The 11,998-nt window shown below is 65.5% G+C and carries 8 protein-coding genes; 4 read left to right on the forward strand and 4 right to left on the reverse strand.

Going from position 1 to position 11,998, the window contains the following annotated elements; all coding sequences use genetic code 11:
* Positions 1 to 353: 353 nt before the first annotated feature.
* Positions 354 to 6,236, forward strand: a complete 5,883-nt coding sequence (locus SOM11_RS14255; RefSeq protein ID WP_320478448.1) for a DUF7507 domain-containing protein — start codon at positions 354 to 356, stop codon at positions 6,234 to 6,236.
* A 233-nt stretch (positions 6,237 to 6,469) separates the two neighbouring features.
* Complete coding sequence (locus tag SOM11_RS14260) at positions 6,470 to 6,775, forward strand: hypothetical protein (protein WP_146856843.1); 306 nt, start codon at positions 6,470 to 6,472, stop codon at positions 6,773 to 6,775.
* 431 nt (positions 6,776 to 7,206) lie between these two features.
* On the opposite strand, the gene SOM11_RS14265 is transcribed toward SOM11_RS14260, so the two are convergent.
* Positions 7,207 to 8,190, reverse strand: coding sequence for an aldo/keto reductase (locus tag SOM11_RS14265; RefSeq protein WP_320478449.1), 984 nt, complete (start codon positions 8,188 to 8,190; stop codon positions 7,207 to 7,209).
* Positions 8,191 to 8,279: 89 nt separating this feature from the next.
* Here SOM11_RS14265 and SOM11_RS14270 point away from each other — a divergent pair, with 89 nt between their 5' ends.
* Positions 8,280 to 8,687: a MerR family transcriptional regulator gene (locus SOM11_RS14270; protein ID WP_320478450.1), complete on the forward strand. Its 408-nt coding sequence runs from the start codon at positions 8,280 to 8,282 to the stop codon at positions 8,685 to 8,687.
* Positions 8,688 to 8,827: 140 nt separating this feature from the next.
* On the opposite strand, the gene SOM11_RS14275 is transcribed toward SOM11_RS14270, so the two are convergent.
* The 3 genes from SOM11_RS14275 to SOM11_RS14285 form a co-directional block, all read right to left on the reverse strand.
* The gene (locus tag SOM11_RS14275; protein ID WP_320478451.1) at positions 8,828 to 9,121 is read right to left on the reverse strand and encodes a hypothetical protein; all 294 of its coding nucleotides are present in this window, start codon (positions 9,119 to 9,121) and stop codon (positions 8,828 to 8,830) included.
* 47 nt (positions 9,122 to 9,168) lie between these two features.
* Positions 9,169 to 9,645 carry a hypothetical protein gene (locus SOM11_RS14280; RefSeq protein ID WP_320478452.1) on the reverse strand — a complete coding sequence of 159 codons (477 nt, stop codon included), beginning with the start codon at positions 9,643 to 9,645 and terminating at the stop codon, positions 9,169 to 9,171.
* A 191-nt stretch (positions 9,646 to 9,836) separates the two neighbouring features.
* Positions 9,837 to 10,955: an MFS transporter gene (locus tag SOM11_RS14285; RefSeq protein WP_320478453.1), complete on the reverse strand. Its 1,119-nt coding sequence runs from the start codon at positions 10,953 to 10,955 to the stop codon at positions 9,837 to 9,839.
* 175 nt (positions 10,956 to 11,130) lie between these two features.
* On the opposite strand from SOM11_RS14285, the gene SOM11_RS14290 reads away from it, so the two are divergent.
* Positions 11,131 to 11,742, forward strand: coding sequence for a TetR/AcrR family transcriptional regulator (locus tag SOM11_RS14290; protein WP_320478454.1), 612 nt, complete (start codon positions 11,131 to 11,133; stop codon positions 11,740 to 11,742).
* Positions 11,743 to 11,998 lie beyond the last annotated feature (256 nt).

Consider the following 11,998-nt stretch of genomic DNA (forward strand, 5'->3'; position numbering starts at 1 on the left):
CTTGCCTCGATCCGAAAAGCACCCCCCCGAATGGGGGTGTTTGACTGGTCCAGCAGTAGCTGAAAACCTGGCGCGCAAAGCACGCATTGGGCAACGACAGTTGTCGTTCACATGTGTCTTGAGGCCTCGCCACTTGTTTCGATCACGGACTGCTTGTGGCGCGGCTGGCATACGGCAGACCGGTACTGGGCTGGAAAACCGTGACAAGGGCGCCCCGACCGGGCGTCTTGACTACAACCCAGATCGGGGATCAGATGTACCTTCAGCACGCTCGAGAAAACCTCACCATGAGTGGCCGTCGACCACTATTTCGACGGATCTCTTTCGCCGTTCTTCTCGCGATGCTCGTCGGCATGCTCACTGCTGTCACTGGAGCCGTTTTCCCGCAGAGCGCGCGCGCCGCGGTCACGTGCCCGCCCGGGACTATCTTCGTCAACACCGGCGGTGCAACCAGGGATCTCTACGAATACTCAGTGGATGGAACGCTCATCCGCTCGACCCAGCTCTTCAGGGACTACGGAGATATTGCCTTCTCGAGCGACGGATTGACGCTCTACGGCGTGAACTTCAGCCGCCCCGGGACTCTCTACACAATCGACACTGCGACTGGAGCCGAGACGGGCTCCATTCCCATCACGGGCGCTCTGCCCTTCGTCTCGGTGAACGCCCTCAGCGCTCTACCTAATGGAAACCTTCTCATGGGCGCCTCGGGCGACCGTTCTGTCTATGAGTTGGATACTGAGACTGGCGTGTCGACGATCTATCAGGCCTCTTTTCCCGCCGGTTTCGCCTCGGGTGGTGACTTCCTCACTCTCGCTGACGGTGACGTACTTGCTGTGGCCAGCATCGACAGCGGGGCGCCTGCGAACAGCAGTGCCCTGTTCCGGTTCAGCCCCGACGGAACAGTGACGCAGATTGGGACAGTTCCCCAAGCATTCGGTGCAGCTCAAAGCGGCGGCAGCATTTACCTCGCCGGTTCCGGTGGAGGTCTCTACGAAGTGGGTGCCCTTCCTGCAACTGCTTCCACCACACCGATCCCGACCACGAACATCGCCGCGACAGGACTTGCGTTCTACGGCGCGACATCAGCACAGGACAGCGGCCTTTGCTCGAATCTCACGGTCAACAAGACCGCCACCCCTGAGTCCGGTACCGCGCTGCTGCCGGGCCAGACCGTGACCTATACCGTCGTCCTCTCCAACACCGACGGCACCGCTCCGGCCGAGGTCGACAAGACCGACGATCTCAGCGGCGTCCTCGACGACGCCACCATCACTACGGCCCCGGTCGTGACCTCCGGCACACCGCTGACCCTCGGCCCGGTCAGCGATGGCAGCTTCCGCATAACCGGGGTCATCCCGGTCGGCGGCCAGACCACCCTCACCTACACCGTCACGGTCAATGACCCCGACACTGGCGACCACGTCATGTCCAACTACGTCGTCGACACCGGCACGGCACCACCGGGTGAGTGCGTCGCCGGAGACACCTCCTGCACCGTGCACCCCGTGTCAGAGCTGACCCTGACGAAGACGGCTACTCCCTCTGCTCCAGCGCAGTACACCGTCGGTCAGACCGTCGACTACTCCTTTGTCGCCGAGAACACCGGTGGGAGTGCCCTGTCGGACGTCACCGTCACGGACACCGGCTTCACCGGTTCCGGCACCCTCGGCCCGATTACTCCCGCGTCCGTGGCAACGCTTGCAATCGGTGAGACCGCGACCTTCACGGCCGCCTACACGCTGACCCAGGCCGATGTCGACCGCGGTTCAACATCGAACACGGCGACTGCCACGGGAACACCGCCCACCGGTGATCCCGTCACCTCGCCCCCGTCCACCGCGACCATCCCGGTCACCCCCGGCCCTGCCTTGAGGGTGGCGAAAACAGCTGACACGACGGAAATCACCGAGGCCGGTCAGACAGTCACCTACTCGTTCGTCGTCACCAACACCGGCACCGTCACCATCACCGACGTCAGCCCCGTGGAGGGCGCCTTCTCCGGCGCCGGCGACCTCGGTCCCATCACACCCACCACGCCCGCCACGCTTACTCCGGGACAATCGGCGACGTTCACCTCGACGTACGTCGTGACACAGGCTGATGTCGATTCAGGTGCTCTGACGAACACAGCGACCGCGACAGGTACTACCCCCGGTGGCGACCTCGTTCCCACCACCCCCGAGTCCAGCGTCAACATCCCCGTGGCCTCGGCCCCGGCACTGACGGTCGAAAAGACGTCGGACACGACGGAGATCACGGCGGCCGGTCAAACGCTCACGTACACCTTCGTCGTGACCAACACCGGCAACGTGACTGCCACGGACGTCAGCCCTGTCGAAGGTGACTTCTCCGGCACGGGCACCATCTCGCCGGTCACACCGACCGCGGCTGACTCTCTCGCCCCGGGCGATTCGGCGACATTCACGGCGACGTACGTCGTGACTCAAGCTGATGTCGATTCGGGTGCACTCTCGAACACCGCGACCGCCACTGGCACGACCCCGGGAGGAGACCCATTCCCGACGCCTCCCGACTCGACGGTCACCGTTCCTGTCACGTCCGGCCCTGCTCTGGCGGTCGAGAAGACTGCGGACACAACGGAGATCACGGCGGCTGGTCAGACAGTCACCTACTCCTTCGTGGTCACCAACAATGGCAACATCACGGTCACCGACGTCAGCCCCGTGGAAGCCGATTTCTCCGGCACGGGCACACTGTCACCGCTGACACCAACCGCTGCGGCCTCGCTGGCTCCGGGGGAGTCGGCAACGTTCACAGCCACGTACGTCGTCACTCAGGCCGACGTCGACTCGGGAAACCTGACGAACACCGCGACGGCGACCGGGACCACTCCCGGCGGAGATCCTGTTCCAACGCCGCCCGGCTCGACCGTCGAGATCCCGACCACCCCAGCCCCGAGCATCACAGTCCAGAAGACCGCTGACACGACCGAGATCACCGAGGCCGGCCAGACGGTCACGTATTCCTTCGTGGTCACCAACACCGGAAATGTCACCGTCAGTGACGTCAGCCCCGTGGAAGCCGATTTCTCCGGTGCTGGCGACCTCGGCCCCATCACACCGGCCACAGCTGCCTCTCTTGCTCCCGGTGGATCAGCGACGTTCACGGCGACGTACGTCGTCACCCAGGCCGATATCGACTCGGGAAACCTGACGAACACTGCAACGGCGACGGGGACCACACCGGGTGGTGACCCTGTTCCGACACCTCCCAGCTCCACCATCGAGATCCCCACAACCCCCACCCCCGCCCTCACCCTCGTGAAGAGCGTGTCGCCCGCAGGCGCAACCACGGCAGGGGAGTCGGTGACCTACTCGTTCCTGGTGACCAACACCGGCAATGTGAGCGTTGATGACGTCACCGTGACCGAGACCCAGTTCACCGGCACCGGCACCCTGTCAGCCATCGACCCCACAACCGCAGGGCCACTGGCCCCGGGGCAAACCATCACCTTCACCTCCACGTATGTCCTGACACAAGCGGACATCGACGCCGGCGTCGTATCCAACTCCGCAACCGCGTCCGGCACCCCTGTCACCCCCGACAGCCCCGACATCACCACACCCCCCTCAACCGCGGTCGTGATCACCGAACCCACACCCGCACTCCAGGTCGTGAAGACCGCTGATGTGACGGAGATCACCGAGGCCGGTCAGACGGTCACGTATTCCTTCGTGGTCAGCAACACCGGCAACGTCACGGCCACCGATGTCGCCCCTGTCGAGGGTGACTTCACCGGAACCGGTGAGCTGAGCGAGTTCGCTCCCGTGTCGGTCGGCACGTTGGCGCCGGGTGAGTCGGCGACGTTCACTGCAACGTATGTGGTGACGCAGGCCGATGTCGACGCCGGGACGCTGTCGAACACGGCGACGACGACGGGGACGACGCCTGGTGGGGATCCGTTCCCGCCGGCACCGCCGTCGACCGTCGACGTCCCGGTTACCCCGGCTCCTGGCCTCGAGGTCGTCAAGACGGCTGATGTGACGGAGATCACCGAGGCTGGCCAGACGATCACGTACTCGTTCGTGGTCAGCAACACCGGCAACATCACGGCCACCGATGTCGCCCCAAATGAGGGTGACTTCTCGGGGACGGGTGAGCTGAGCGAGTTCGCTCCGACGGCCGTCGAGGTCCTGGCGCCGGGTGAGTCCGCGACGTTCACCGCGACGTATGTGGTGACGCAGGCCGACGTCGACGCGGGCACGCTGTCGAATACCGCGACGACGACGGGCACGACGCCTGGTGGGGATCCGTTCCCGCCGGCACCGCCGTCGACCGTCGACGTCCCCGTGACGCAGGCACCGGGCCTTGAGGTCGTGAAGACGGCTGATGTGACGGAGATCACCGAGGCTGGTCAGACGGTCACGTATTCGTTCGTGGTCAGCAACACGGGCAACACGACCGCGACGGATGTCGCCCCTGTTGAGGGTGACTTCACCGGGACCGGTGAGCTCGGCGAGTTCGCTCCGACGGCCGTCGGTGTCCTGGCGCCGGGTGAGTCCGCGACGTTCGCCGCGACGTATGTGGTGACGCAGGCCGACGTCGACGCGGGCACGCTGTCGAATACCGCGACGACGACGGGGACGACGCCTGGTGGGGATCCGTTCCCGCCGGCACCGCCGTCGACGGTCAATGTCCCAGTGACGCAGGCTCCTGGTCTCGAGGTCGTGAAGACGGCTGATGTGACGGAGATCACCGAGGCCGGTCAGACGGTCACGTACTCGTTCGTGGTCAGCAACACCGGCAACGTCACCGCGACGGATGTCGCCCCTGTCGAGGGCGATTTCACGGGCACCGGTGAGCTCAGCGAGTTCGCTCCGACCGCCGTCGATGTCCTCGCGCCGGGTGAGTCCGCGACGTTCACCGCGACGTATGTGGTGACGCAGGCCGACGTCGACGCGGGCACGCTGTCGAACACGGCGACGACGACGGGGACGACGCCTGGTGGGGATCCGTTCCCGCCATCACCGCCCTCGACCGTCGACGTCCCGACGACCTCTGCTCCTGGTATCAGCGTGGTGAAGAGCGCGAATGTCACGGAGGATGAGTTCGCGGTCGGAACCGAGGTGACCTACTCCTTCGTGGCGACGAACACGGGGAACGTGTCGCTGACCGGTGTGCAGATCGAGGAAGGCACTTTCTCCGGTACGGGGGCACTGTCGCCGGTCGCTCCCGAGTCGGTTGCGCTACTGGCTGCTGGTGAGTCGGCGACGTTCTCAGCCACGTACGTGTTGACGCAGGCTGATGTCAATGCCGGTCAGGTCACCAATGAGGCGCGGGCGCTGGGCACACCGGTGTTCTCCGGCCCGGGAACACCTAACGCACCGATTCCGTCGGCACCGTCAGACGCGATAGTCCCGGTCGATCAGGCTCCTGCCCTGTCGATTGTGAAGTCCGCTGATCTCACGGAGATCACCGAAGCCGGCCAGACAGTCACCTACTCCTTCGTGGTCACCAATACCGGGAACACGACGATCACGGACCCCGTGATCGATGACACCGAGTTCTCCGGAACGGGCGACCTGTCACCCATCACGGGGCCGGATGAGGCAGTGATTCTTTTGCCGGGTCAAGAAGTGTCGTACTCCGCCACGTATGTCGTCACTCAGGCCGATGTGGATTCAGGGACGCTGACGAACACGGCTACGGTCACCGGGAACACACCCACGGGTCCGACCGACCCGTCGACCCCGTCGACGGTCACGGTGCCCGTCACCCCTTCGCCGTCGCTTCAGATCGTGAAGACGGCTGACAAGGACTCGGTGGTGGGAGCCGGACAGGTGATCACGTATTCGTTCACGATCACGAACACCGGCAACGTCACCCAGAATGACGTCACCGTCCAAGAAGGCACGTTCACCGGCACCGGGGCACTCGGTCCGATCGTCTGCGCGAACGGAGCTGCAGCCTTGGCTCCCGGACAGACGATCGTCTGCACGGCCCAGTACCAGACGACACTCGGTGACGTTCAGGCCGGGTCCGTATCGAACACGGCCGTCGCGACGGGTATGCCTCCGGTGACGCCGGGTGAACCGACGGTGTCGGTTCCCTCGACGACCGAGGTCACAGTGACACCGCCGGCCGTCTTGGCCTTCACCGGTACCGATGGGCTCCTGGGTCTTGCGGGGATCGCCGGTGGGCTGCTCTTGATCGGGGGACTCCTGGTGGGTATCCGCCGGCGCCAAGCCGCCACCGGAGAGATCGCAGAGTAACGACTGGCGCGAGGGGGTGTCGGTTCTGCCGCCACCCCCTCGTATCCACCCGAGAGGCCTTCACCATGCACCACCTTTCACGCCCGCTTCCCACGACAGGGTTCGCCCTCGTCCTCAGCACGGTCCTCGTTCTGACCGGATGCACCAGCGCACAGCAGGATAGAAACGAAACAGAGGCACCGACGCCGCCCTCGACCGGTGCACCCCAGATCGAAGGGCAGCCCGAAGGAGTCGTGGGAGCCACCACTGTCCCAAGCGATGTACCAAACGACGCCAAACTCCGAGACTTCGTTTCGCTCGATACCTGCGAAGCGATCGACAACGGATGGTCTGCCGCGGGAACCGCCATGAACGAGACAAAAGACGACGCGACCTACGATGTGACCGTCTTCTTCACCGTCTCAAGCGGCACCGTCGTCGGGAGCGGCCAGACCAAGGTCGACGTCCCTGCCGGCGAGACGGCGTCCTGGGAGATCGAAGACACCTTCACGACGCCTATCACGACGTCCTGCGTCCTCCGCGGGGTAGGCGCAGCGTGACAAGCCGACAAACGGTGGGCGACACTGACCACGCGCACGAGCCGTGGGTGCAGCTCTGTTTCTCGCGCACCATTCTCCATCGAGGAGACCGACCAACCCGAGTCCGCGAAGCGCCGAGAATACGGTGCTGGTGCCGATCCGGACGTTAACAAGCCTGTTCCGCATCGGGTCGGAACAGCGTCAGATGGTTTCTGACAAACAGGGTTGGGTCGTTCCAGGATCAGGACGACCCAACCCTGTCTTCGCTACCAGAGACAGCCGGAACCTGTTCCTGTGGCGGGACTCGCTGGGCTCGCCCAAAACTGACTAACGATTCACGCGTCGACAGTCGATTCCGATCAGGTGCCCCTAGGGTGCGCCGATAGGGGATCGGCTATCGGACGCGAGCGTCGCCCCGCTGCACCTGCTGGTGCTGGGGGTGTTCTGTTCGGTCAGCCGCGGTCGCGGGCCATTCCTGCTTCGATGTTGCGGGTGCCGACGGCCACGCCGTGAGGAAAGGCAGCTGCGATGCGTTCGAGATCGCGAGTCGTGAGGACGACGTCGACAGCGGCGGCGTTCTCCTCGACCCGGGACGGCTTCGTGGTCCCGGGGATCGGGACGGTGCCGGCCTGAACCAGCCACGCGAGTGCGAGCTGCGCCGTCGTGACGCCTTTTTCGTCAGCGATGACCTTGAGGGCGTCGACGACGCGGAGGTTCGCATCGATCGCCGCGTCGGAAAACCGGGGCAGGTTCCGCCGGGCGTCGCCTGCGGGGAGGTCGTCCTGGCGGGTGACGGTGCCGGAGAGGAACCCGCGGCCGAGCGGCGAGAAGGGCACGAACCCGATCCCGAGCTCTGAAGCGGTGTCGAGGACGCCGTTGTGCTCGGCGTCGCGCTCGAAGAGGCTGTACTCGGACTGGATCGCCGTGATAGGGAACGTCGCGTGCGCCCGGCGCAGGGTCTCGGCTGACGTCTCGGAGACGCCGATGTAGCGGGCCTTGCCGGCGGTCACGGCTTCAGCCATCGCGCCGACGGTGTCCTCGATCGGGACGTTCGGGTCTGCCCGGTGGAGGTACCAGAGGTCGACATGGTCGGTGCCGAGGTGCCTGAGAGACCGGTCGATGGCCCGTCGTGCGTGCTCTGGGGAGCCGTCGAGACCGATCGGCTGGCCGTCGTCGGTGAAGTCGGTGGCGAACTTCGACGCGACGACGACGCTCTCTCGAACGGAGCCGAGCACCTGGCCAAGGAGCCTCTCGTTTTCGAACGGCCCGTACGCCTCCGCGGTGTCGAAGAGGGTGATCCCGAGGTCGAGCGCGCGACCGATAGTCGCGACGGAGCCGGCTTCGGTTGCACCACCGTAGAAGGCGCTCATGCCCATGCATCCGAGCCCGAGTGCGGACGTGACGAGGCCTTGGGAGCCGAGAGGGACCTTCTGCATGCGCGTTCTCCGTTCGTTGCCGGGATGACCCGGACGATGACGACCCTCCACCCTGGTGTGCACACCATGTCAAGTGGGAAACTCAACCCATGTTGCTTCCCGAGGTCCACGTCGACGAGCCGGTCACGATCAGCGCCGCGGCGGAACTGCTTGGCATCACGGTCGACACGATCCGCTACTACGAGAAGGAAGGGATCGCGCCGGCTCCTGCGCGTGGGCAGGATGGGTGGCGACGGTATGACACGGCGACGCTCAGCTGGCTCGCCGGGACAGTGATGCTCCGCGGGACCGGAATGAACGTGCAGGAGATGCGCGAGTACGCGGCCGCGTACAGAGAAGGCGCTGACGATGCCGCACGGCTCGCGCTCCTCGAGCAGCACCATGCGACAGTCCTCGCTCGGCAGGCGGAGGTGCAGCGGCACCTCGCCGCGCTGGAACGAAAGATCGACGCGTACCGCGAGACCATCGCCGCGACCGGCGCCCGTTCGGTGGAATGACCTTCTGCCCGGTCGACCATCCCTATCCGAGATCAGTCTCGGATTGGCCTATCGAGATGCCTCCAACTCTGTGACTGTGGGGGACTGGCCGGTGCGCGCGAGCGTTCGGCCACCAATCGACTAGCGGGCGGCGGTTTGTGTCAAAGCCCTTTGCGCCAATTGGTTTCCCAGTAGTCGAGCTGGACGCTGTCCTCGAGGGTCAGCGTTCGTTCGACGAGCTTCAGTAGGTTGCGGCCCTGGCGCTCATGGTTACGCGCGGCGGCCTCGGCAGGCCATCCCGACTCGTAGGAGTAGTGCGCTTGAAATTCGGCTGCCCAGGCGAGTGCCGCGTCGCTGACGTCAGGCGGGAGCGCGGGAGTGCCGGTGGGGCTGAGGCCGTCGTCTTGCCAGAACGGCCAGTCGGCGCCGTAATCGTTCATCAGTCGGTAGAGCACGTCTAACGATCCCATCCGCGCCTCGATGCTGCCCGGAAGGGGATCGGCTACCGAACGGGCGGCGCCTCTCGTCGGGCCAGTCGGCGCAGGCTCAATCCCGCCGTGAGGCCGGCACCCAACGCAGCAAGGAGTCCGACGATTGCACCGGATAGGGGATCGCCGAAGAAGAGGCAGAGGGTTAGGCCTGCTGAGATGCCGACAACTGCTGCTGTGGCCAACACCGCTGATGTCTGGCTTCTCGATCTGCCCCAGCGGGGGCGCTGCCGCCATATCGACGCGCTGACGAGTCCGGCAACCGCTCCGATGAGGGCGAAGATCACGGCAGCAGGAACTGCGTAGACGAGCGCGACGACGACCCATCCCGCGATCCCGGCGCCGTCGAGCCCGGCGAAAGCACCCCACACGGCAATCCACACGATGGGCAGAAGCAGCGCACAGCCCGCGCCGACCGCTGCCCCCGTCCCTACCAAGACGCGCACATCCGACCGCGGCGCGCGTACCGGACGCTGAACGTCGACGCTCATGAGGACTCCCTTTTCCATGAGGCTAGAGCTTGCACCCGGGCATGGTCATCCCCCAACCAGGTGCGCCAACTCTCCCGAGGATACGAGCTACGCAGCACGACAGGCGGCCCTGGGAGGGGGTCTGCGTCAATGTCCGATAGACGATCGTTTACCGGGCGCTTCTGGCCAGAAATTCCGATCGGCGGGGATGGTCAGCGCGGCGGGAAGGCTGTCCTGCGTCCGAGGGCGACGGTCAGCAAGGCGATTGCCGAGAGGGCGATCATCGCGATGGGAATTGCGGCAGGCCCGATGCCGTCGACGAGGATGGCGCCGGCCGCTCCTCCACCGAAGATGGCGAGGTTGAAGGCTGTGGTGAGCATGGCGTTGGCGACGTCTACGCTCTCGCCGGCGGCATTGCCCATCGCTGTCTGCAGTTGTGTTGCGGAGCCGCCGAAGGCGATACCCCACAAGGCGATCGCAGCGATCGTGGCGGGCGCAGAGGTGGGGACGGCGAGCAGCAGTGCTCCGGCGATGATGAACATCGCCGTGCTGATGAGAGCGAGGTGCCGCAGTGATCGATCGATGAGTGCGCCGGTGATCCAGATGCCGACGAGTGCCGCCAAGCCGAAGGCGAAAAGGGCGACATCGGGGCGGATGCCGGTGCTCGTGCCGGCGAGGTAAGGGGCGATGTAGGAGTAGAGCAGGTTGTGCGCGAGCATCCAGGTGAATACGACAGCGAGGACCACGGCGACGCCGGGGATCACGAGTACACGGCCGAGGGGGAGTCTCGAGCTCGAACGCTGACCTGGCGCGTTCGGCACGTGCGCGAGCACGAGCAGGACGACGAGCACCGTGATCCCGGAGACCGCGGCGAAGGACCATCGCCAGCCGACTGTCGCACCGAGCCAGGCCCCGAGCGGGGTGCCGATGGAGAGGGCGATGGGCGTGCCGGCCATTGCGATCGCGAGGGCTTGTCCGGCGCGCTCGGGGGCGGCGATACGGCGGGCGTAGCCGGCGAGCATGCCCCAGATCAGGCCGGAGAAGGCGCCTGCGATGAAGCGCACGACGAGGGCGATCGCTAACGTCGGCGCGATCGCGGTGAGCGTGTTGGCGACCAGGAAGCCCAGTAGCCCGATGACGAGCAACGGCTTGCGCGATGCCCCCCGGGTCAGCGCGATCGTGGGGATGGCTGCGACGACGGTGCCGAGTGCGTACACCGTGATCAGCTGGCCGGCGGTCCCGTCGCTGACATCGAACGCGTCGGCGAGCTGGGGTAGGAGGCCTGCTGGAAGCGTCTCGGTCATGATGATGATGAACCCGCTGAGTGCCATGAGGACGAGTGGCAGTACCGGGAGGGAGCGCTCGTCCTGGTGTCGCTGTCTGGCTGTCGTTTCGGTTGGGGGGTGGGACACCGATCACTCTGTTCTTTTTATGGAATGGTCGATCCAATACTGATGAGTCGAGGCAGGTGTGTCAAACTGGATCGACCGATCCGAAAGGGTGAAGATGCCACAGCAGGGACGACCAAGAGCCTTCGTCGAGCATGAGGTGCTCGACGCGGCGATGCTGGTGTTCTGGCGCCACGGGTACGAGGCGTCATCCATCGCGCAGTTACGTGCGGCGACCGGGCTCTCATCGGCGAGCCTCTACGGTGCCTTCGGCTCGAAGGAAGGCTTGTTCGAGCGCGCGGTCGAGCACTACACCGCTGGCCCCGGGCGAGTGAGCGAGCTCGTCGGTGACCTGACGAGAGATCCACTCGAGGCTCTCAGTTCCATGCTGCACGGAACGATCGACATGCAGTCGGACGCCGCCCACCCGGGCGGCTGCCTCGTCACGCTCTCCGCGACCCTCGGCGCGGACGGGGACGACGACATCGCTGCGAGGTCCGTCGTGGCCGCGCGGCGCGCGGAGGACCGAGCGCGCATCGAGGCATGTCTTCGTCGAGGGCTCACTGCAGGCGTGACCCGTGCCGACCTCCACCCCGCTGTGGAAGCGATGATGGTGCACTCATTCGTGCTCGGGCTATCGACGCAGCTGCTCGATGGTGTGGAACCTGCGATGTTGCACGCTGCCGCAGACCGCATCGTCGACGGAGTGCGCCGCGATGACCAGGCGTGACTAGGGAGCGGCTGCGGACGATCCCGCGCGTGGAGGTGTGCGATAGTCCATCGTTGGCCGGCACATCGGCACCGGTGACGGGCAGACGCACTAGCGTCTGAGCATGTGCGCTGACTCGCTGTCGATCACCGTCGCATCGGTGTCCTCCGCGGAGGGACTGTGGTGCGCGCTTCCGGACGGGCGCGACTCCTGGTGGCCTGAGCTTGTGCTGACTCCCGAGGTCGGCTCGGTCGTGCGCGAGACCTGGACCGAGGGC

Source organism: Frigoribacterium sp. CFBP9029 (genome assembly GCF_034045305.1).
Lineage (GTDB): Bacteria > Actinomycetota > Actinomycetes > Actinomycetales > Microbacteriaceae > Frigoribacterium.

Coding starts and splice junctions, on each gene's coding strand:
- SOM11_RS14255 (WP_320478448.1), top strand. CDS start 354: ATGCTCACTGCTGTCACTGGAGCCGTTTTCCCGCAGAGCGCGCGCGCC.
- SOM11_RS14265 (WP_320478449.1), bottom strand. CDS start 8,190: ATGCAGAAGGTCCCTCTCGGCTCCCAAGGCCTCGTCACGTCCGCACTC.
- SOM11_RS14270 (WP_320478450.1), top strand. CDS start 8,280: ATGTTGCTTCCCGAGGTCCACGTCGACGAGCCGGTCACGATCAGCGCC.
- SOM11_RS14280 (WP_320478452.1), bottom strand. CDS start 9,645: ATGAGCGTCGACGTTCAGCGTCCGGTACGCGCGCCGCGGTCGGATGTG.
- SOM11_RS14285 (WP_320478453.1), bottom strand. CDS start 10,955: ATGGCACTCAGCGGGTTCATCATCATCATGACCGAGACGCTTCCAGCA.
- SOM11_RS14290 (WP_320478454.1), top strand. CDS start 11,131: ATGCCACAGCAGGGACGACCAAGAGCCTTCGTCGAGCATGAGGTGCTC.